2 protein-coding genes are annotated in these 25,110 nt (G+C 68.8%); both read left to right on the forward strand.

All coding sequences use genetic code 11. The features are described 5' to 3' along the window. On the forward strand, positions 1-24,333 hold the full coding sequence (locus IBJ82_RS21050; RefSeq protein ID WP_194827655.1) for a non-ribosomal peptide synthase/polyketide synthase: 24,333 nt from the start codon (positions 1-3) through the stop codon (positions 24,331-24,333). Continuing rightward, on the forward strand, positions 24,333-25,109 hold the full coding sequence (locus IBJ82_RS21055; protein ID WP_194827656.1) for an FkbM family methyltransferase: 777 nt from the start codon (positions 24,333-24,335) through the stop codon (positions 25,107-25,109). The genes IBJ82_RS21050 and IBJ82_RS21055 overlap by 1 nt, the downstream gene beginning before the upstream one ends. Position 25,110 lies beyond the last annotated feature (1 nt).

Raw genomic sequence — 25,110 nt, forward strand, 5'->3', positions numbered from 1 at the left:
ATGGAGTCTGTCGAAAGCTGTGCCGGTAATCGGGATCTGATTCCGCTTTCCTCCGCGCAAACTGGTATGTGGTTCGCGGACGGCGCGCATAGTGGACCGGCGACCAATATCGCCCAGTATGTGGAGATCGAGGGGCCCCTCGATGTAGCCCTGTTCAACAGGGCAGTGCACGAGGCGTGCGAGGAGACCGAGTCGCTCATGGTGCGGGTGGTCGAGGTGGAAGGCCGTCCCTACCAGGTCGTCGACCGCGCCATCACGTTCAATGAACTCGTGCTCGACCTCGGCGCGCACGGCGATCCGATGTCAGCGGCGCTGGAATGGATGCGCAACGACTACACCCGATCGGTCGACATCGCCCATCACCAACTCGCGATCACTCGACTGATCAGAGTCGGCGACGACCTGCACCTGTGGTACGCGCGTGCGCACCACATCGTCATCGACGGGTACGGCGCGTTCAACGTGTTGAGCAGGGTCGCCGAGCACTACAACGCGCTGTCGGAAGGCAGGCCGCCGGCTCGGCTGATGGCGGTTCCCCTGCGTGACATCGCCGCGGAGGAGCAGGCCTATCGGGAGGGTTCACGGTTCGAGGCCGATCGTCGGTACTGGCTGGACAAGGTCGCCGATCTGCCCGCGCCGACCGGGTTGTCCGGTCGTTCGGCGCGCGCGGGAACCGTGGACGAGGTTGCCGCACGCGAACTTCCGGCCGAGCTGTGCACGCTGCTCGATCGCCGCTCGGCCGAGCTCGACGCGTCGGCCGCGCAGGTCGTCGTCGCGGCGTTCGCGGCCTTCTTCACGCGGATGACCGGTGCCGACGAGGTGGTGCTCTCTGTCCCGATGAGCGCCAGGGTCACCGTGAAGCTGCGCAATGCCGCGGCGATGCTGGCCAATATGGTGCCGATCCGCTTCGCGATCGACGACGCGACCACCGTGGCGCAGCTGGTCAAGGCGTCGATCGCCGAGCTGATCTCCGCGTTGCGTCATCAGCGTTACCGCTTCGAGGACCTGCGCCGCGAATCGCCCGCGATCGACAACTCCGCCAACACTTTCGGGCCCGTCCTCAACATCTTGTTCTTCGACTCCGAGATCCGCCTCGGCGACGCCGTCGGTCGCTACCACGCGCTCACCTCGGGCGCGCTCGAAGACCTTCAGATCAACCTCTACCGGACCGGGCCGGACGCGCCGCTACTCATCGAGCTGCACGGCAACGGCAATCTCTACAGTCGGCGCGATATCGACGCCCACGCCGATCGCTTCATCGAATTCCTGCGCCGCTTCATCGAGGCCGACTCCGACGAGCGCGTGGTGGAACTACCGCTGGTCTCGTCTGTGCAGGAGGACGCGATCGTCGACGAGTCGGCCGGTGTCGAGGGCGTCGCCCCTGCTGAGACCTTGGTGGATTCGCTGGCGCGACAGGCAGATTCGACCCCGCTCGCGGAGGCGGTCACCGCAGACGGCGAGACGATCACCTATCGCGACCTCGATGAGCGTTCCACTCGGCTCGCGCGGCGTTTGATCGCCCGCGGCGCCGGTCCGGGTGCGCTGGTCGCCCTCGCGCTGCCGCGCGGTACCCAGCTGATCGTCGCGATGCTCGCGGTCCTGAAATCCGGTGCCGCGTATCTGCCCTTGGACCTCGGCCATCCGCCCGAGCGCCTGGAATACATTGTTGGTCAGGCTGATCCGACGGTTGTGATCGTCGAGGACTCCGCACCGGCTGTGGGCGGTGATCGGCTGGTTCTCGAGCCCGGCGACGACCTCGACGGTGCCGCTGACCCGATCACCGATGATGACCGCACCGCACCACTGCGCCCCGACGATGCCGCGTACGTCATCTTCACCTCGGGATCCACAGGGCGGCCGAAGGGTGTGGTGATCAGCCATCGTTCGGTAGTCGCCTACCTGGCGAATGCGTGTGCCGCTCTGGATATTCAGGCCGAAGACGTGTGGACATGGCTGCATTCGGTGGCCTTCGACTACTCGATCTGGGAGGTCTTCGGACCGCTCGTCACCGGCGGTCGCGTGGTGGTCGTCGATGCGCTGACAGCGCGCGCCCCGGATGACCTGGTGCGTCTGACCGCCCGTGAAGGCGTCACCGTGTTCAGCCAAACTCCCTCGGCGTTCTATCAATTCGCCGCGGCCCGTCGACGGCACCTCGCGGCCGAGACACCCGATGGGGAACTGGCACTGCGGGTGGTCGTGCTGTCCGGTGAGGGACTGGATCCGGCGGCGTTGGCGCCCTGGTACCAGGACAACCCGGTCGGACCGGTCCTGGTCAACAGCTACGGCATCACCGAGACCACCGTGTTCGTCACCCGCACCGATATGAGTGCTGACCTGGCCGTACCCGGCGCACCCAGTGTGATCGGCACGGCCCTGCCCGGCCTGTGCACCTACGTGCTGGATCGGCGCCTGCGGCCGACGCCGGTGGGCGCATGGGGTGAGATCTACGTAGCGGGAACGCAATTGGCCCGCGGCTACCTCGGTGAGCCCGCGCTGAGCGCGGGCCGGTTCGTCGCCGACCCGTGGGGTGCGCCGGGGGAGCGGATGTACCGAAGCGGAGATGTGGCCCGCCGCAATCACGACGGCGAGCTCGAATACCGTGGCCGCGCGGATCAGCAGGTGCAACTGCGTGGGTTCCGCATCGAACTCGACGAGGTCCGTGCCGCGCTGCTGGCCCATCCGGCGGTGGCTTCGGCCGCCGTGGTGGTGCATCGCGCCGATACCGACGCGGCACGTCTGGTGGGTTATATCGTGGCGACCGGCACCGACTGTGATGTCGATGCCGTTGTCGCCCGGGCGGGTTCGTTGCTGCCGGACTACATGATCCCGAATGTCGTCATGGTCGTGGACGAACTGCCGTTGACGGTCAACGGCAAGCTCGACCTGCGCGCACTGCCCGAACCGGCAGCGGCGACCACGGTGAGCTATGTCGCGCCGCGGACCGAGGCCGAAGAGACTGTCGCGCAGGTCTTCGCCGAGGTGCTCGGTGTGGAACGGATCGGTGCGTTCGACAGCTTCTTCGAGGTGGGCGGCAACTCGCTCACCGCGGCGGGCGCCGTCGTGCGGGTCGCCGATGCCACCGAATGCGAACTGTCGGTGCGTGATCTGTTCGCCAACCCGACGGTGGCCGGGTTCGCCGAGTACGTCGGCCGGGCGCGGCGCCGGGTGCGTTCCGCCCTGGCGCCGATCGCGCGGGACGGACTGCTGGCGCTGGCTCCGGCACAGCACCGGATGTGGTTGATCAACCGCGTCGACCCGGAGTCCGCCGCCTACAACATTCCCCTGGTCCTGCGGCTGTCCGGCCGACTCGACTCCGCCGCCTTGCGCGCGGCGCTGGGCGACGTTCTCGATCGCCACGAGTCGTTGCGGACCCGCTACCCCGCCCACGACGGTCACGGCACACAGGAGATCCTGTCGACCGAGGAGACCCTGACCGAATTCTCCTGCGTCCCGGAACACGTCGAGGAACAGCGGCTCGCCGACCGGCTTCGCGAGCTGACCGCCGACGGCTTCGACGTCTGCGCTCGACCACCGCTGCGCGCGGTCCTGCTCACGACCGGGCACGACAGTCACGTGCTGGTCCTCGTCCTGCATCACATCTGCTGTGACGGTGCGTCGCTGGCGCCCTTGGCCGTAGACTTCGCCACCGCCTACGCTGCGCGGTCGCAACAGAGCGCTCCGGACCAGCTGCCCCCGAGGGTGCAGTACGCCGACTACGCAGACTGGCACCGTCGCCTGCTCGGCGAGGAAACCGATCCGGATTCGCTCGCCGCCGACCAATTGCGCTACTGGAAAACCCAATTGGCCGATGCGCCCGCAGTACTCGAGCTGCCGGCGGACCGGCCCCGGCCTGCTCGCCGTTCGATGCGCGGCGAGGTCGTCGCCACGCAGCTGCCCGCGCGGACCTACGCCGACATCGAGCGACTCGCCCGCGCCGCTGACCTCACTCCGTTCATGGTCGTCCACGCCGCACTCGCGGTCCTGCTGGCTCGGCTGTCGGGCACCGGCGACATCGTCATCGGCGCCCCATTGGCCGGTCGCGGCGAGCCGGACCTCGCGCCGCTGGTGGGAATGTTCGTCAACACCGTGGCGCTGCGCACGCCGGTTCGCGGCGACGAATCGTTCACCGCCTTCCTGGAACGCGTCAAGGACATCGACATCGACGCCTTCGCCCACGGCGACCTGCCGTATGACCGGGTCGTGGAAGAGCTCGATCCGCGGCGCTCCGCGGCCTACGCACCCGTGTGTCAGGTGTATCTGGCCTTCGACAACACCGAACTGCCCCGTCTGACCCTGCCCGGCCTCACGGTGGACGTCCTCGATCCGGGCGCCGAACCCGCGAAGGTCGACCTCGTCGTCACCATCGACGCGAACGCCGCGGACACCGGCGACGTCGCGCTGCGCATCAATTACGCGACCGACCTGTTCGACCCCGCCACCGTCGAGCAGATGGCCGCACGGCTGCGCCGCATCCTGGACGCGGTAGTAGCAAACCCCTCCGTGCCGGTCGGCGATGTGGAGCTGCTGTCCACCGCCGAACGCGCCGCGCTGCAACCTGTTCGGGGTGCGGACGCGGTACCCGGCGTAGCGCTGGCGGATCTGCTGGCTCGAGGTGCCGCGATCTCGCCGGACGGTCCGGCTGTCGTCTCCGGCACCGAGCAGATGGACTTCACGGAGCTGGACACGCTGTCGAACCGGTTCGCCCGCCGGCTGCTCGACGAAGGGGCCCGACCCGGCGAGGTGGTGGCGATGGTCCTGCCGCGCTCGCTCGATTTCGTGGTGGCGGTGTGGGCTGTCGCCAAAACGGGCGCGGCCCTGGTGCTGATCGACCCGCGCAATCCGCAGGATCGGATCCGCTCGATGCTCGCCGACAGCGCGCCCAGGGTGGTCTTGACCAGCGCCGAAGTCGAGGGCGCTGCGCCCGAGGGGCCGTGGGCGTTGCTGGTGGTGGCCGATCCCGTCTCGCGCGCCATCACAGCCGGGTACCCCTCGGCGCCGGTAACCGACATCGATCGAGGCAGGCCGGTGCACCCCGGCGACGTGGCGTACGTGATCTACACCTCCGGCACAACGGGTGTACCGAAGGGCGTCGAGGTCACCAACCAGGGGCTGGCGAACTTCGCCGCCGAACAGCAGGACCGCTACGACGTCGAGCCCACCGTGCGGGTCCTCCAGGCCGCGGGTCCGGGGTTCGACGCGGTGATGCTCGAGATTCTGCTCGCCCACCCCGGTGGCGCCGCACTGATCGTGTCCCCGCCGGAGATCTACGCGGGCGCGGAACTAGCGGAACTCATTCGGGCACACGGGGTTACCCATGCCTTCCTGACGCCGACCGTCCTCGGCTCGATGTCACCGGAGAACCTGGAGTGCCTGCGGGTGCTGGTCTCCGGCGGCGAAGCTTTGACGGCCGACCTCGGCGCGACCTGGGCGCCGGGGCGTCGGCTGTTCAACGGCTACGGTCCCACCGAAACGACGATCATGGTCGCGATCAGCGACCCGATTCCCCCGCGGGGACCGATCACCATCGGCGGACCTATTCGCGGCATCTCCGCGCAGGTCCTCGACGCCCGGATGCAGCCGGTGCCGGTCGGTACGGCGGGCGAACTCTACATCGGTGGCGTGCAATTGGCGCGCGGCTACCTCGGTCGGCCCACGGTGACAGCGGCCAGTTTCGTCGCCGACCCCCGCGGTGCGGGCACCCGGATGTACCGCACAGGTGATCTGGTCAGGTGGACCTCGGAGCAGACCCTGCAATACTTGGGCCGCGCCGACCATCAGGTGAAGATCCGCGGGCAGCGCACCGAACTGGGGGAGATCGAAGCGGTACTCGCGCAAGACCCCTCGGTGACCCACGCCGTCGTCGTGATCCACGACAGCACAGGCGCCGACCGCCTCGTCGGCTATCTGGTCGGTGCGGGCATCGACGCCGAGCAGGTACGCGCGGCCGCGCGCGACCGACTTCCCGCGCACATGGTGCCCGATGTGTGCATGGTGCTCGATCGGTTCCCGCTGACCGCCAGCGGCAAGCTCGATCGCGCGGTGCTGCCGGAGCCGGTGTTCCCGCACACGGCTGCCGACATCGCGCCGCGTACCCCCGCCGAACAACTCGTCGCCGATGTCTACCGCGAGGTGCTCGGCGCGACGCGGGTGAGCGCGCTCGACAACTTCTTCGACCTGGGCGGCAACTCGCTCACCGCGACCAAGGTCGCGGCGCGCCTGTCCGACGCGTTCGGCACCGCCATCGCGGTGCGAGCACTGTTCGAGACGCCGACCGTCGACGCGCTCGCCCGCGAGTTGGCTTCGATCGGCCCGCAGGCCGGTGCGGGCACGGGCCACCGCCGTCTGGTGCCCCAGCAGCGCCCGGATCGGATTCCGCTCTCGCCCGCGCAGGCCCGGATGTGGTTCCTCAACCAGTTCGACACCTCCGCGGCGGTCTACAACGTGCCGGTGGTCGTGCGGATCTCCGGACCACTCGATGTCGACGCGCTCCGGTCAGCTCTCGCCGATGTGATCGACAGGCACGAGACGCTGCGCACCCGATACCCCGACAGCGACAGCGGACCGTGGCAGGAAATCCTGGCACCGCACTCGACACCGCGGCTCACGTGTGTCGAGGTCACCGAGGCCGAGATCGCCGACCGGATCGCGCGCGAGACCGCCCTCGGATTCGATGTGAGCACGAAGGTGCCGTTCCGGATCGCCTTGCTGCGCACCGCGGCCGAGGAGTGGACGGTGGTGCTCACCGTGCACCACATCGCCATCGACGGATCCTCGCTCGCGCCGCTGGCCGCCGACCTGGCCGTGGCCTACCGGGCCCGGATGGCAGGCGAGACACCGGCCTTGACGCCGCTGCCGGTCCAGTACGCCGACTACACGCTGTGGCAACGCAAGAACCTCGGCACCCAGGACGACCCGGCGAGCGTGACCGCCGACCAGATCCGGTACTGGATCGCGGCGCTGGCCGACCTGCCGCAGATGCTCGATCTGCCGACCGACCGCCCCCGACCCGCGCGACAGTCCTACCGTGGCGCGACCATGTCCGCCACGATTCCCGCCGACCTGCATCGCGACATCATCGCCCTCGCACGTCGCCACGACGCGACACTGTTCATGGTGACCCATGCGGCGTTCGCGGTGCTGCTGGCACGGCTGTCGGGCACCGAGGACATCGCGGTCGGCACCCCGGTCGCCGGGCGCGGCGAACCCGCCCTCGACCCGCTGATCGGCATGTTCGTCAACACACTGGTGTTGCGGGTGCGGGTAGATCCCGCGGCGCCGTTCACCCAGGTGCTCGACCGCGCCCGCGAATGCGATCTCGGCGCGTTCGACAACGCGGGCATCCCGTTCGAACAGCTGGTGGAGGTCCTCAATCCGCCGCGTAGCACCGCGCACGAGCCATTGACCCAGGTCGGCTTCTCGTTCCAGAACATCGACATCCCGACGCTGCAACTCGGCGGCCTCACGGTGGTCGCTGATCTCGTCGAACCGGGTGTCGCCAAGTACGACCTGCACCTGACCCTGGTCGACACGATCGACTCGAACGGGGCTCCCGGCGACATGCAGGTCGAATTCGGCTATGCGACCGATCTTTTCGACGAATCTACGATCGCGCCGATCTTCGAGCGGTTCCTCGCCGTTCTGCGCGGTGTCGTCGCCGATCCCGGCTTGCCCGTGGGCGACCTGCCGCTGCTCAGCCCGCGTGAACTCGACGAACTGTCGCTGCGGGAATCCGGTCCGGACGTCCCCACGGACGGCTCGACGATTGCGGATCTGTTCGCGAAGCAGGTCGCGGCGACACCGGAAGGCACGGCGGTCATCGACGGCGACAGCGACGACGTGCTCACCTACGCCGCGTTCGGCGCCGAGGTGAACGCGCTGGCGCGAGTGCTGATCGGCCACGGTATCGGGCCGGGAAGTCTGGTGGCCGTGGCTATGCGCCGTTCGGTCGATCTACTCACCACGCTCTACGCCATCCACGCGACCGGCGCCGCCTACCTCCCGCTGGATCCGGACCACCCCGTCGACCGGCTGCGCACCGTGCTCACCGCCGCACGACCTGACGGCGTGCTGATCCGTGACGACATCGACCTGCCGACGCGGGCGCCGGTCTGGCGGCTGTCGGACCTCAGCTCGGCCGCGACCGATACCGCGCCGGTCACCGATGCCGATCGGATCAGGCCGCTACGCCCGAACGATCTGGCCTACGTCATCTTCACCTCAGGGTCGACTGGCATTCCGAAGGGCGTCGCGCTCACCCACGAGGCGGTTGTCAACCAACTGCGTTGGCTCACAGCGTATTACCGAATCGGCACCGACGATGTGTTGCTCCTGCGCACCCCTGCCACTTTCGACCTGTCGGTGTGGGAGTTGTTCACCGCTCCCACCTCCGGCGCCGCGTTGGTCGTCGCGGGGCGCGAGGATCACACCGACCCCGCTGCCGTAGCCGGGCTGATCGCCCGTCACGGCGTGACCGTGGTCGATTTCGTACCCTCGCTGCTGTCGGCGTTCCTCGACCTCGCGAGCCCGGACGACCTCGCCACGATCCGCCAAGTGCTCTGCATCGGTGAGGCTTTGGACTCGGAGACCGTTGCCCGGTTCCGCGAGGTCAGCCAAGCGCGCATCGACAACCTGTACGGCCCGACGGAAGCGGCCGTCAGCGTCACCGCCTATGAAATCGGCGAGCTCGACGGACCCGTCGTCGGGATCGGCACGCCCGAAGCGAATGTCGTCGCACACGTGCTCGACGCCCGACTGCGCCCCGTGCCCTCGGGCGTCACCGGTGAGCTCTATCTTGGTGGCATCCAACTCGCCCGCGGCTACCACGACCGCGCGGACCTCACGGCCGCGGCCTTCGTGGCCGACCCGTTCGGCTCGGTGCCGGGCGCTCGCCTCTATCGCACCGGCGACCTGGTCCGCTGGGACACGACAGGCCGGCTGCGCTACGTCGGCCGCCGCGATTCCCAGGTGAAGATCCGCGGCCTGCGCGTCGAACTCGGCGATATCGAAGCCGCGTTCCGCGCACACGACCGCATCGGCGCCGCGATCGTTCGAGTCCACCAGGTCGCCGAGGGGCAGGTGCTGGTGGCCTACACGGTGAGCGACGAGGCGATCGACCCCGACTCGCTGCGGACATACCTGCTGGGACGCCTGCCCGCGTATATGGTGCCCGCCCAGGTGATTCGGATCGACGCGGTCCCGCTCACGCCCAACGGCAAGATCGACTACCGCGCCCTCCCGGCTCCGGACACCCGCGTCGGCTCGACCCGTTACCGGGCTCCCAGCGGGATCGTCGAGGAAACGATCGCCGGTGTGATCGGTGAACTGGTGCAGACACCATGGGTCGGCGCCGACGAGAATTTCTTCACCCTCGGTGGCAATTCGCTGTTGGCGACCAGGGTGCTCAGCCGCATCGGCGAAGTCCTCGGCGTGACGATTCCCGTGCGCGCCATCTTCGAAGCCCCGACCGTGGCCGAGCTGGCTCGGTGGGTCGAACGCCGGCGCGCGGTCGGTGATGTCGCGGGCCCGGTGGCGGCGGCGCGACCCGAGCGCATCCCGCTCTCGCCCGCGCAGAGCCGGATGTGGCTGCTCAACCAGTTGGACCCCGAGTCCGCGAGTTACGTGGTGCCACTGTCGATCAGCCTCGACGGTGACCTCGATATCGAGGCCATGCGGGCCGCGCTGCACGATGTGATCGAACGACACGAGATCTTGCGCACCACCTATCCGGCCCACGACGGCACCCCCGCGCAGGTCGTGCTGAGTGCCGAGGACGTGGTCGCGTCGTGCGATCTCGCCGTGCACCCGGTGTCGGCGGAAGCCCTGATCGAGGAGCTGACGCGGTTCTTCGGCGTCGGATTCGATGTCGCGGTGGGCGCCCCGCTGCGGGTGGCGCTGTTCCGAATCACCGAAACCGCTCACGCGCTGGCACTCTCGGTACACCACATCAATTGCGACGGCTACTCGGTGGCGCCGCTGGCCGCCGACATCATCGAGGCCTACCGCGCACGCAGGGTCGGCGCGACGCCCGAATGGGCTCCGCTGCCAGTGCAATTCGCTGATTACGCCCTGTGGCAGCGCGAACTGCTCGCCACACCCGACTCCGCGCCGGGCCGCGACCTGCTGTACTGGCGCACCCAACTCGCGGGGCTCCCGGATGTGCTCGCGCTGCCCACCGATCGGCCGCGCCCGCTCGAACAGTCCCATCGCGGCGCGACGGTCCACGCAGAGGTTCCTGCTCACGTCGCGGAAGCCGTGGCGGCGTCGGCGCGACGCAGCGGGGTGACCCCGTTCATGGTGGCGCACACCGCCTTGGCCGTCCTGCTGGCGCAGTTGTCGAGCAGCGACGACATCGCCATCGGGATCCCGTACGCGGGTCGCGGCGACCGCTCGCTGGACCACCTCGTCGGCATGTTCGTCAACACGCTCGTCCTGCGCACCCGGGTCCGCCCGGAGCAGCGGTTCGCCGACCTGATCGAACTGACCAGGCGCACCGACATCGAAGCGTTCGATCATGCCGCCGTTCCGTTCGAACAGCTGGTGGAAGTGCTGAATCCGGCTCGCTCGACGGCACATTCACCGTTGTTCCAGGTGATGCTCGCCTACCAGAACATGCCGCCCGCCCAGCTCGACGTGGCGGGGCTCGAGATCGCGGGCATCGATGTCGGTGCCGACGCGGCGATCTGCGATCTGCTCCTGATGATCACCGAGGATCGAGGCCCGCACAACGAGATCACGGGCATGAATCTGCGCCTGACCTACGCCACCGACCTGTTCGACGACACCACCGCACGCCGGTTCACCGAACAGCTCGTCCGCGTGCTGGACGCTGTCACCGCCGACGCGCAGACCATCGTCGGCGAGATCGACCTCACCGACGAAACGACCCGCACCCGTCTGCTGCGCCCGCACGACGCATCACTGGTGAGCCCGCACCGCACGCTCGTCGACGCCTTCGACGAGCAGGTAGCACGCACCCCGGACGCCGCCGCCATCCGAGTGCCCGGTGGTCGCGTCCTCACCTACCGTGAGTTCGACGCAGACGTGAACCGCCTCGCTCGCCACCTCATCGATCTCGGCGCGGGCCCCGAAACCACCGTGGCGGTGGCGATTCACCGCTCGATCGACCTGGTCACCGCCGTCTACGCCATTGTGAAGTCCGGTGCCGCCTTCGTTCCGCTCGATCCCGACTACCCGACCGCACGCCTGGCCCACGTCTTGGCGGTCGCCCGACCGCTGCTGGTCGTCACCGTCACGGGTGACGAGAGCTCCCTTCCCGACGAGCTGTCTCGAGTCCGGCTCGACGAGCTCGACCTGAGCACCCAACCCGCCGGACCCGTCGGCAACGACGAACGCCGCGCACCGCTGCGCGCTGACAACACCGCCTATGTGCTGTTCACCTCCGGCTCGACCGGCACGCCGAAGGGCGTCGCACTCACCCATGCCGCCACCACCCACCAGTTGGCCTGGGCACAGAGCGAATTCCCGCACGACGCCTCGGATGTGGTGCTGCACAAGACCCCGATCACCTTCGACATCGCGGTGTGGGAGTTGTTCTGGCCGTTGCGGACCGGCGCGCAGATCGTCATCGCCGAACCCGGCGGCCACCGCGATCCCGCCTACCTGGCCGAGGTCATCGTGGACGAACACGTGAGCACCGTGCACTTCGTCCCGTCGATGCTCGATGTGCTGCTCGAGCACCCGGGCACGACCCAGCTGCCCTCGGTTCGCTACCTCTTCCCGGCGGGTGAAGCGTTGGCCCAGCGCACCGCCGAACGCGCCGGACAGGTTTTCGATCGGGCCGAGGTGGTCAACTGGTACGGTCCCGCCGAAGCCGAGGTCGTGACCGCCTACCGCTGCACGACAGATCCCGCTGCGCCGCAGAATGTTCCGATCGGGTACCCGGTCTCGGGGATGTCTGCCTATGTCCTGAACGCACGATTGCGGCCGGTCCCCGCCGGTGTCGTGGGCGACCTGTACGTCTCGGGCGCGCAGCTGGCCCGCGGCTACCAGGACCGCCCCGATCTCACCTGTGGGGTATTCCTCGCTGACCCGTTCGGCGCGCCGGGGGAGCGGCTCTACCGCACCGGCGACCTGGCCCGCTGGACGCCCACCGGCGCCCTGGAGTTCTTCGGCCGCAGCGACTTCCAGGTGAAGTACCACGGCCAGCGCGTGGAACCCGGCGACATCGAAGCTGCCATGCACTCGATCGACGCGGTCGCCCGCGCGGTCGCGATCGTCACCGAGGACCGGATCACCGCATATGTCACGCCGATGCCGGGCGCGGCACTCGACGGACTGGAGGTGCGCCGGACGCTCACCCGGCTACTGCCGTCCTATTTGGTCCCCGGCGCGGTGCTGGTACTCGACACCTTGCCACTCAATGCGAACGGCAAGCTGGACCGCGCCGCGCTTCCTCGCCCGGACATCGACGACGCGGACGAATTCCTCGCCCCGCGCACCGACCGGGAAGCAGTGCTGGCCAAGATCGTCGCCGAGATCGTCGGCGCCGACCGGGTCAGCGTGGGCGCCGACCTGTTCGACATCGGCGTGAACTCGCTGTCGGCCGCCCAGATCGCGGCCCGGGCCGAAGCTGCCCTGCGGGTGCGGGTCGGTGTTCGCGACATCTTCGAGGCACTCACCATCGCGGCGCTGGCCGAACGGATCGCGGTGCGCGACCGCTACGCCGGCGTGCCACTGGTACACCGCAACGAGCTCACCGAGATTCCGCTGGCGGCGGCTCAGCGGCGCATCTGGATCCTCAACCAGCTCGACCCCGCCTCCGGTGCGTACAACATCGGCTTCGCGGCCCGGCTGACCGGACCGCTCGACGTGGCGGCACTGCGTGCGGCGATGACCGATGTGATCACCCGCCACGAGACCCTGCGCACGATCTATCCCGCGGTGGGCGGGCAACCGCACCAGCTCGTCCAGGCCGGCACGGCCGGTGCCACGGATATCGAACTCGCCTCCCTCGACGACCCGGCGCTGCTGGCAGAGCGCCTGCGCGACGCGGTGGAGTCGGGCTTCGACATCGCCACCGACACCCCGGTCCGCGTGCGGCTCTATCACACGGGCGCCGATGAACACGTCTTGATCCTGGTGGTGCACCACATCGCCGCGGACGGTGCGTCGATGGCGCCGCTGGCCCGAGATGTGTTCGCCGCCTACCGTTCTCGTCGCACCGAGATGCCGCCGCTGTGGCCGCTGTTGTCCGTCGATTACGCCGACTACGCGGTCTGGCAGCGTGAGCTGCTCGGTGCCGAGGACGACCCCACTTCCCTGGCGGGGCGCCAAATCACCTACTGGCAGCGAATTCTCGCCGACGCCCCCGAACTGCTGGCACTGCCGACCGACCGTCCACGGCCCGCGGTTCTGACGATGGACGGCGGCAGTGTCGGGTTCACCGTCGAGCCGGAGTTGCACGAGGCTGTCGTCGACCTCGCCCGCCGTGAAGGCGCCACGGTGTTCATGGTTCTGCACGCCGCGCTGGCGATCCTGCTCTCGCGCACCGCTCACACCGACGACGTCACGATCGGCACCCCGGTGAGCGGTCGCGGGCGCCCGGAGCTCGACGATCTGGTCGGAATGTTCGTCAACACGGTGGTCCTGCGTACTCGCGTCGCCGAGCAGCTGTCGTTCCGGGAATTCCTGGCGGAGGTGCGCGGCACGGATCTGGAGGGGCTCGCGCACGCTGACGTGCCGTTCGAGCGTCTGGTCGAGGTGCTCGACCGAGCCGGGTCGACCGCGTATTCACCGCTCTACCAGGTGATGCTCGGCTTCCGTAATGCCGATCCCACGCGCTTCGAACTCGACGATATCGGCGTCGAGGTGCTCGATCCCGGTGTGGCACAGGCCAAAACCGACCTCACGGTGCTGCTGAACGAGCGTGCCGACGGAGCGGGTATCGACGGCGAGATCGTCTACGCCACCGACCTGTTCACCGAGGCCACCGCGACTCGATTCGCCGAGCGCCTCCTGCGCGTTCTCGCCACGATCACCGCAGCGCCGGACGCGACCATCGAGGCCATCGACCTGCTGAGCCCGGAGGAGGCCACACAGCTGCTGCCCTTCGGGCGGGAGGCAGCGGTGGAGCCGAAAACACTGCCCGCCCTGCTCGCCGCCGCGGCCGCCGACCCGATGGCGACCGCGCTGATCGGTGACGACGAAACCCTGACCTACGGCGAACTCGACCGGCGATCCGACCGGCTCGCCGTGCTGCTCGCCCAGGCAGGCGCGACACCGGGAACCTATGTGGCGCTGGCTGTCCCGCGCTCGGTGGCCTTCCACGTGGTGCTGTGGGCAATCGCGAAAACCGGTGCGGCGTTCGTGCCGATGGATCTGCGTTACCCCGCGGATCGGCTCGCGCACATGGCCCAGGACTCCGGTGTCACGCTCGGTGTGACACTGAGCGCGGCGCGTTCGTCGCTGCCCGACACCGTCGACTGGGTGTGCCTCGACGACGAGCAAGTGATCTCCGAACTGGCTACCGCGTCAACGGATCACCACTTCACGGCGGCGCGCCTGGATGATGCCGCCTACTTGGTGTACACCTCCGGCTCGACGGGCAAGCCGAAGGGCGTGGTCGTTACGCACGGGGGTCTGTCGGCCTTCGCGGCGGCGAAGCACCAGCACTATCAGGTGGACCGAGCGTCGAGGGTCCTGCAGGTCTCCGCGCCCGCGTTCGACGCGGTGATGATGGAAACACTGATGGCCTATGACGCCGGTGCCACCCTGGTCGTCTCGCCCGCCGACGTGTTCGCCGGTGCGGAACTGACCGAACTGATTCGTACACACCGGGTTTCGCACACCTTCCTGACACCCAGCGTGCTGGCGACCTTGCGGCCCGAGGGCCTCGACGCGCTGAAGATGCTGACGATCGGCGGCGAAGCACTCTCCGCCGAACTCGTCGCCGCGTGGGCGCCGGGCCGTCGCTTCCACAATGTGTACGGACCGACCGAGACCACGATCGCGGTCTGCGTCAGCGCCGAGTTGGCACCCGGTGATCCGATCACCATCGGCACCCCGATCCCTGGGGTGCGCGCCGTCGTGCTCGACGCTCGGTTGCGACCGGTACCGGTCGGCGTGGTCGGTGAGCTCTATCTGTCGGGTAAGGCGCTGGCGCGTGGATACCTGAATCGGCTGGGAGCGAGCGCTGCCGCGTTCGTGGCTGACCCGTACGGTGCGCAGGGCACCCGGATGTATCGCACCGGTGACCTGGTGCGCTGGAGTGCCGAGCACACCATCGAATACGTGGGTCGCGCCGATTTCCAGGTCAAGATCCGCGGTCAGCGCGTGGAACTCGGTGAGATCGACGCGGCGCTGGTGGCCTGCCCGAACGTCGCTACCGCGGTCACCGTGAGCAGGCGCGGCCCTGCGGGACAACCGCTGCTGGCCGCCTATCTGGTGGCCGACGACGGTCGAACGATCGATACGACCGCGATCCGCGAGCAGATCTCGGGCGCGCTGCCCGAACACATGGTGCCCGCTGTGTTCATGGTTCTCGCCGAGATGCCGGTGTCGTCGACAGGCAAGGTGAACCGGCGCGCACTGCCCGAACCCGATGCTGAGGTGCTGGATTCGGTGGTCACGGCGGCGGCGACCGAACTGGAAGCGACCATCGCGAGGATCTTCGCCGATGTGCTCGGTGTGGCCTCGGTGGGGGCCGACGAGTCGTTCTTCGCGCGCGGCGGTGACTCGATCATGTCGATCCAGCTGGCATCGCGATTGAAGACGGCCGGTGTGGTCGTGACGGCACGAGACATCTTCGAGCACCGGACAGTTCGAGGACTGGCCGCCGTGGCCGAGGACACGGGACGGGTGACCCTCGAAGAATTGCCCGGCGGTGGTGTTGGGGAGGTAGCACGGACCCCGATCGTTTCCTGGTACCTGGATCGTCCGGCCGGTGACCGGTTCGCGCAGTCGTTGCTGGTCGAGCTGCCCGGCGATGCGCGGGAGACCGACGTGGTCGCCACGGTCGGCGCCGTGCTCGACCGACACGACATGCTGCGCGCACGGTTGAGTGCCGGGGAGGCCGGTGCGCACCTCGAGGTCTTGCCGCGCGGCGCGATCGATGCCGAGCGGATGGTGTCAGTGCGCACCTTCGGCCCCGAGAACATGCCTGGCAGTGTGGGTTTCGCGGCGCTCGTCGAGAACGCGCTCGAGGAAGCGTCAGCCCGATTGAGCCCCGCCGATGCCGCGATGATGCAGGTCGTCTGTGTGGTGCCGGAGCCCGGCGTGGTGTCGCGGGGGCGCGCGCTGATCGTGATCCACCACCTGGTGGTCGACGGTGTGTCCTGGCGCATCCTGATCCCCGACTTCGTCTCCGCGTGGCAGCAGCTCGGCGAGGGACGAGCGGTCGAGCTGCCCGAAGTCGGCACATCGATGCGCCGGTGGGCGCAGACCGTAGCGGCGGCAGCCGACAGTCGTGTCGACGAACTGGCACTGTGGCAGCGAATGGGGTCCCGTCCCGAACCGCTGCTCGGGCGGGCCGCGCTCGACCCGGCTGTCGACGTGCACGCCACGGTCGAGCGGATGACGCTGACGCTTCCAGTCGAACTGACTACCGCCCTGATGGGTGCGGTGCCACGTGCCGCGCACGCCACCACCGACGACGCCCTGCTCGCGGGTCTCCTGCTGGCGCTGGGTCGTTGGCGCGCCGAACGCGGCGTCGAGCACCGCGGTGCGCGCATCCTGCTCGAAAGCCACGGGCGCGCGGAACAGCTCGCCCCTGGCGCCGACCTCTCGCGCACCGTCGGCTGGTTCACCAGCGCCTACCCGGTGGACCTCGACATCGACGGCACCGATCCGCGCGCCGCCGTGAAGGCGGTCAAGGAACAGCTGCGGGCCGTGCCCGACAAGGGCATCGGCTACGGCATGCTGCGGTACCTCCACGCGCAGACGGCCCCGCAACTGGCGGCGTCGGCCGAACCGCAGATCAGTTTCAACAACCTGGGCCGTGCGGGCGTCGATCTCGCGGCGCTGTCCGGTGTCGCCTGGATTCCCGCCGGGGAGGACTTCGACCATCAGGGGGCCTTCGATCCCGACATGCCCGCCGCGGCGACGCTGTCCATCGACACCAGCATCGTCGACACCCCCGACGGCCCGATTATGTCCGCGCAGATCGGTTACGCCACAAGGCTTCTCGATGACGGCGAGGTCCGCGAACTGCTCGACGAGTGGGCCGCCGCACTGCGCGAGATCGCGGAAATATCGGCACGAGAACACGATTGGGGTCTGTCCCCGTCCGACACCCCGCTGGTCGCGCTGACCCAGCAGGACCTGGACATCTTCACCGAACGCTACGGGCCGATCGAGGCAGTCTGGTCGATGGCGCCCTTGCAGGCGGGACTGCTGTTCCATGCCGAGCTGGCCGTGGGCGAACTCGATGTGTACACGGCACAGTCGGAGATGACCCTCACCGGGCCGGTCGACGAGGCCCGGCTTCGGCAGGCCGCGACGGACCTGCTGCGGCGGCATCCGAACCTGCGGGCCGCGTTCACCCGAACGATCGATGGTGTTGTCGCACAGGTCGTTCCGGTGGATGCCACCGCGCACTGGCGCACCGTCGCGGCTGCTGAGGCGACGCTGCCGGAGATCCTCGCGTCCGAACGCGAGAGGGCTTTCGACCCCGCCGATCCGCCACTGGTGCGATTCGTGCTCGTCTCCGTCGCGCCCGCCGAGTTCCGGCTGATCCTGACCGCGCATCACCTACTGCTCGACGGTTGGTCACTGCCGTTGCTGCTGCGTGATCTGGTCGGGCTCTACGCGGCCGGTGCCGATGCGAGTCTGCTGCCTCCCGCGCCGTCCTACGGCGACTACCTGGGCTGGCTGGACCGGCGCGACACCACCGCCGGGGTCGAGGTCTGGCGCGAGACCTTGGCGGGCTTCACCGAACCCAGCCTGATCGCCGAAACGGTCGGCGAGGCAACCGTCGAGGTACCGACCGACCTGACCATCTATCTCGACGACGACGTCACTACCGCCCTGACCGAACTCGCCCGCGCATGCGGCGCCACGATGTCGACGATCGTGCAGTTCGCCTGGGCGACGGTGCTGGCCAACCAACTCGGTCGCGAGCGGATCATGTTCGGCGAGACGGTCTCCGGCAGGCCGGCCGAGGTGCCGGGCATCGAGTCGATGATCGGTCTGTTCATCAACACGCTGCCGGTCCCGGTCCACGTGCGCGGTGACCGGACCATCGCGGCGGCGCTGGAACAGTTGCAGGCGAACAAGACCCGGTTGCTCGACCACCATCACATCGAACTGTCCGGCATCATGGCCGCGGTCGGCGGCGGACAACTGTTCGACACCCTGGTGGCGTACGAGTCCTATCCGGTCGACGGCAGCGGACTCGGCGACGCCGACATCGACGGGGTCCGGGTCACCGACGTGGTCGGCACCGATGCCGCGCACTACCCGATCACCGTGCAGGCCCACCACACCGACACCTTGCACATCCGGGTGCGGTACCAGGCGGCTCGCGTCGACGACGCGACCGCGGCCGGGCTGGCCGACCGTATCGAGCGCGTGCTGCGCGCCGTCGCCACCGACCCGAACGGGCGCGTCGGCGACATCGACCTGCTGTCGGCGGCCGAGCACGCGGCGCTGGTTCCGGCCAGAGGCGCGGAGCGGGTGGCGCCCGAGGCGTTGACGGATCTCCTACGGCACGGCGTGACCCGCCACCCCGACGGTGTTGCGGTGACGAGCGGGTTCGAGACGGTGAGCTTCGCCGAGCTGGATATCCGAGCACATCGGTTGGCGCACTGGCTGATCGAGCGCGGCGTCGACACGGGCGACACCGTCGGCGTGGTCATGCCGCGTTCGACGTCGTTGATCACGACGATCTGGGCGCTGGCCGAGGTCGGGGCAGCGGTTGCGCTGCTCGATCCCCGCAACCCGGATGAGCGGCTCGCGGTCATGCTGTCCGACTGCGGTGCCCGCGTCGTGTTGACCGTCGACGAGGTGAGTGACGGAGTGCCGGAAGGGGAGTGGGCACGGCTGGTCGTCGACGATCCGGCCGCGGTGCGCCAGATCGCGGACCAACCGGCGCGCGCTGTCCCGCGCACGGTCCGCGACACCGACCTGGCCTACGTCATCTACACCTCCGGAACCACCGGCAGACCCAAGGGGGTGGCGGTCACCCAGGCGGGCATGGCGAATTTCGCCGCCGAGCAGCGGGATCGGTACCAGGTAACCCCGGACTCGCGGGTGCTACAGTGTGCCGCACCAGGATTCGACGCAGTCATGCTCGAAGTCCTGATGGCCCACCCGCACGGCGCGACGCTGGTCATCTCACCGCCCGATACCTACGCAGGCACCGAGTTGGCCGACATCATCCGGGACAACGCGGTGACCCACGCCTTCCTCACACCTACCGTGCTCGCGACCATGTCACCGCACGGGCTCGACAGCCTCGCGGTACTGGTGGCCGGTGGTGAGGCGGTACCGGCCGAACTCGCCGCCCTCTGGGCGCCGGGGCGCCGACTGTTCAACGGCTACGGACCGACCGAGACCACGATCATGGTCGCCATCAGCGAGCCGCTCTCGCCTCCCGATCCCATCACCCTGGGTGGCCCGATTCGCGGGACCTCCGCCGTGGTGCTGGATTCGCACCTGCGGCCGGTGCCGATCGGGGTGACCGGCGAGCTCTACGTCAGCGGTATCCAGCTGGCGCGCGGATACCTCGGCCGACCGGCCGCCACCGCCACGACTTTTCTCGCCAACCCCTACGACCCGGGCACCCGGATGTACCGGACGGGCGACCGTGTCCGCTGGACGGCCGATCACACGCTCGACTACGTCGGCCGTGCCGACCATCAGGTCAAGATCCGTGGCCAGCGGATCGAACTCGGCGAGATCGAGGCCGTCCTCGCCGAACATCCCACGGTCACCCACGCGGTCGTGCTGCTGCGTACCGACGACCACGGCACGGACCGGCTCGTGGGCTACCTCATCGGCGACACCGTCGACCCCGAGCAGGTGCGCGGCTCGGCCCGCCGCCGACTGCCCGCCCACATGGTTCCCGACATCTGCGTGGTGCTGCGACAGCTGCCATTGACCACCACCGGAAAGCTCGACCGTGGCGCACTGCCGATGCCCGCCTTCGCCGCCGTCGGCTACCTGGCACCGAGCGATCCGACCGAGCGCCTCGTCGCCGAGGTCTGCGCCGAAGTGCTCGACCTGCCCCGAGTCGGCTTGCGGGACAACTTCTTCGACCTCGGCGGCAACTCGCTGACCGCGACGAGGCTGACCGCGCGACTGAGCTCGGCACTCGGCATCCGAGTGTCGGTGCGCGACCTGTTCGAGTACCCGAGAATGGCCGACCTCGCCGCCCGGCTCACCGGCCACGACCACGTCGAACGTCCCACCCTGACGCGGCGACCCGACAGCGGCCCGGTGCCGCTCTCACCCGCCCAGCAGCGGATGTGGTTCCTCAACCAGCTCGACGCCTCCGTCGGTGCCTACAACGTGCCCCTGGTGATCCGGCTGAGCGGAGGGCTCGATATCGCGGCGCTGCGCACCGCCTGCGCGATGGTGATCGGGCGCCACGAATCGTTGCGCACGAAATTCCCTGTGGTCGACGGTATTCCGCAACAGGTGATCGTCGACGCCGACGAGGTCGTGCCCGACCTGATCCCGGTCGCCATCGAGGAATCGGTGCTGCCGAAGGCCGCCACGGCGGTGCTGTCGGGCAGCTTCCAGGTCACCGCGGCGCCGCCGGTGCGGGCCGAATTGTTCGACCTCGGAGCCGACGAGTACGTCCTGGTGATCGCCGTACACCACATCTGCGCGGACGGCCTTTCGATGATTCCCCTGGCTCGCGACGTCGCGGCCGCCTATCACGCCGTGACCACCGCGAGCTCGCCCGCATGGCCGCCGCTCACCGTGCAGTACCCCGATTACGCACTGTGGCAACATGCTCTGCTCGGCGACGAGCACGATCCGGAGTCGCTGCTGTCGCGGCAGCTGGACTTCTGGCGAGGCACTCTCGCCGGGCTGCCGGAACTGCTCGAGCTGCCCACCGACATGCCCCGCCCGCCGGTCGCGTCCATGCGGGGCCGGATCGTCGACTTCGCTATCGAGGCACGGCTGCAGGAGCGGATCGGCGCGGTCGCGCGGGCGGCCGGCGCGACGCCGTTCATGGTGGCGCACGCCGCGTTGACCGTGCTGCTCGCGCGGCTGGCGGGCACCGGCGATATCGCGGTCGGCACACCGGTGTCCGGGCGCGGGGAACGCGAACTCGACGATCTGATCGGCATGTTCGTCAACACTGTCGTCCTGCGTACAGCGGTGTCGGCCGATCAGCCCTTCGACGCACTCCTGGCCGACGTCAAGGCCGCCGACCTGGCAGCGCTCGCGCACGCGGAAGTCTCCTTCGAACAGGTCGTGGAGGCGCTGAACCCGACGCGCTCGACCGCACACCTGCCGCTCTATCAGGTGACGATCGATTACCAGAACCTCGATCAGGTGGTTCTCGAACTGCCGGGGATCACAGTGGACCCGGTCGAGGACTACATCGAACAGGCGCAGTCCGATCTCAACGTGAAGCTGGTCGAACGCTTCGACGCCGACGGCAACCCGCGGGGCACACTCGGCCGATTGACCTACGCCACCGATCTTTTCGTCGAAGAGTCGATGGAGCGGTTCGCGCACTGGTATCTGCGGATCCTGGAGGCGGTGACCGCGAACCCGCAGGCCGTGATCGGCGACATCGAGTTCATGGAACCGGCGCAGCGCCACGAGGTTCTCGAGGCGGCAGGCGAGGCGGGCGCGCAAGTTCCCGAGGAAACGATCGGTGGTCTGTTCGCGCGGCGGGTGGCTGCCGCCCCGGACTCGGTCGCGGTGACCGATGGGACGACTGTCCTGACCTACGCGGAACTGAATCGGCGCGCCGAGGCCGTTGCCGCCCGGCTGATCGCGGCCGGCGCCGGTCCCGAAACGCTGGTGGCCGTGGCGTTGCCGCGCACCGCTGATCTGGCGGTCGGACTGTTGGCAGTGGTCATGTCGGGTGCGGGTTATCTGCCCCTGGATGTGGCGTATCCGGCCGAGCGGCTGCGCTTCGTGCTCGACGACGCGCGACCGGTGGCGATGCTGACCGCCGCGGCGATGTCATCGCAGGTACCCGAATTCGGCGGGCCGATACTGCTTTTGGACGACGACGCGGTCGCCGAGAGTGCGCACGACGGTGCCGCGCGCCCGGACAATATCGCCTACATGATCTACACTTCCGGCTCCACCGGTCGGCCGAAGGGTGTCGCGGTCACCCACCGCGATGTGGTCACCCTGCTCACGAACGCCGCGGAGAATTTCGACGTCGGGGTCGACGATGTGTGGACGCTGTTCCATTCCTACGCTTTCGATTTCGCCGTCTGGGAGATGTGGGGCGCACTGCTCTCGGGTGGGCGTCTGGTGGTCGTCGATTACGACACCACCCGCACACCCGAAGCCTTCGTCGAGCTCGTGGCGCGCGAACAGGTCACCGTGATGAGCCAGACGCCGTCGGCGTTCTACGGATTCGTCGACGCGGAGCGCCGCTACCGTGGCGCCGGCGGCGACGAGCTGGCGTTGCGCTACATCGTGTTCGGCGGCGAAGCGCTCGACCCGGCCCGGCTGACCGGCTGGTTGCTCGCCCACCCGGCGGGCTCGCCGCGACTGGTGAACATGTACGGCATCACCGAGACGACCGTCCACGTCAGCTATGCCGAAGTCGATCAGGCCGGCACCGGCGGGATCGGCCGTGCTCTGCCCGGTATGGCGGTGTACGTGCTCGACGAGCGGTTGCGGCCGGTGCCGGCCGGTGTCGCCGGTGACCTCTATGTCGGCGGCGGACAGCTCTCGCGCGGCTACCACGGCGCGGGCGCGCTCACCGCGGGCCGATTCGTCGCCGATCCGTTCGGCACGCCGGGTAGCCGCCTGTACCGGACCGGTGACGTCGGCCGGTGGCGTCGCGGCGGGCACCGACTGGAACTGGACTACCTCGGACGTGCCGACGCGCAGATCCAATTGCGCGGTTTCCGCATCGAATTGGGTGAGGTGGAATCGGCGCTGCTCGGCCATTCCGGCGTTGCCCAGGCGGCGGCCGCGGTGCACCGCCATGCCAAGGACGTCGACCAGCTGATCGGTTATGTCGTTCCCGTCGACGGGCACGAACTGGACCCGGCGCAGGTTCGTGACACCGCCGCGGAGCTGCTCACCGGTTACATGGTGCCCTCGGCCATCGTGGTGCTGTCCGCGCTGCCGGTGACGGTCAACGGCAAGCTCGACCGAAACGCCTTGCCCGCACCCGACTTCGAACCGGCCGAGCACGAATACGACGCGCCGCGGACACCGTCCGAGATCGCGATCGCCGAAGTGTTCGCGCACACTCTGAACGTGGCCAGGGTCGGGGCCGCTGACGGATTCTTCGACCTCGGCGGCAACTCGCTGCTGGCGACCATGGCGGTGGCGGAACTCCACGGCCGTGGAGTCCTGATCGAGCTGCCGTGGATGTTCGACGACGCGACACCGCGGGCCCTGGCCCGCAGAGTCGACGAGGCCGAGGGCGGATCAGGCATGCAGGTGCTGCTGCCGCTGCGGCCCGCGGGCGATGCCGCACCACTGTTCGCGATCCACCCGGCGGGCGGGCTCGCCTGGTTCTACGGCGGACTGGTGGGGCATCTGCGCGGCGACCGGCCGGTATTCGGCTTGCAGGACCCGCACGTCGTCGCCGATGAACCCGGCGCCACGTCGATCGATGAGCTCGCGCACCGCTACGTCGACGAGATCCGCCGAACCCAGTCCAGCGGGCCCTACCACCTGCTCGGCTGGTCGCTGGGCGGCGAGATCGCCCATGCGGTGGCGACTCGACTGCAGGATCAGGGCGAACAGGTCGCGCTGTTGGCGATAATGGACAGCGCGGTCGGTGCCCCGCCGATCACGCCCGACACCGGTTCCGCACCGGGCGAGTTGATGGCTGATCTGCTGGGTGGCTGGCGGGAACTGTTCGACCTCGGCGACACCGTCACCGCGAGCACCACCGAGCAGGCCTGGCAGGTGGTCCGCGATCAGATCGCCGACACCGGTTTGTTCACCGCCGACCGGGTCGACCGGGTGATGGAAAGCTTCTCCACCGCAGGCGAACTCGCCGACGCCTACCGGCCCCGGACCTTCGACGGTGACCTGATCTTCTTCACCGCGGGCAAGGATCGTGACGACACCGAAGCCGTCGCTCAGACATGGCGACCCCATGTCACGGGCCGCATTCACAACACTGTTCTCGACGCACGCCATCTCGAGCTGACCCACCCCTCCGCGCTGGCCGTGATCGGCCCGATCCTCGAAGGATTCATGCACTGATGACGACGACACCGCAGCAATTACGCCTCGACGACGGCCGCACCGTCACCTGCACCAGCCCCGCCGAAGCGCGCATGCTCTGGAACGAGATGATCGCCGACGGGTACTACCGACAAGCCGCCGCCACCCTGCGACCCGGTGACCTCGTCGTCGACATCGGCGCCAATATCGGACTCAGCGCGATGGTGTTCGCCGAAACGCACCCCGGCGTGCGCGTGATCGCGGCCGAACCCGCCCCCGCCACTTACGAGTGCCTGCACCGGAACATGTCGGCACACGTGCCCGACGGTGTCGCCCTCGAGGTCGCGGTGGGCGCCGCACCCGGTGTGCTGCCGTTCACCTGGTACCCCCGAGCCACCGCGAACTCGAGCCTGTACGCCGATCGGGAGGCCGACGACGACGCGACGAAAACCTTCCTGCGCAACAGCGGTCTGCCCGACGACGCGATCACCCTCATCACCCGTGGCCTGCACGACGGGGAGCAGATCGATGTCGAGGTCACGACGGTGTCGGCGATCCTGGCGCAGGAGGACCCGGCCGCCGAGATCGGCGTACTGAAAATCGACGTCGAACGAGCCGAATTCGATGTCCTGCTCGGCATCACCGAATCCGACTGGTCCCGCATCCGCGCCGTCGTCGCCGAAGTGCACGACCACGAGGGCCGCCTCGCCGAATTCTGTGAGGTCCTCGAACTCCACGGCCTCACCCCACGAAGCCGCCAGGATCCCTCGTTGGCAGGCACCGAACTGCACGAGGTGTACGCCGTTCGGGCGTGAC

This window comes from Nocardia sp. XZ_19_231 (assembly GCF_015355705.1).
In the GTDB taxonomy this organism is placed as follows: domain Bacteria; phylum Actinomycetota; class Actinomycetes; order Mycobacteriales; family Mycobacteriaceae; genus Nocardia; species Nocardia salmonicida.

What these genes read in the sequence shown, in the direction of transcription:
- IBJ82_RS21050 (WP_194827655.1), top strand. Translation starts at nt 1, where the DNA reads ATGGAGTCTGTCGAAAGCTGTGCCGGTAATCGGGATCTGATTCCGCTT.
- IBJ82_RS21055 (WP_194827656.1), top strand. Translation starts at nt 24,333, where the DNA reads ATGACGACGACACCGCAGCAATTACGCCTCGACGACGGCCGCACCGTC.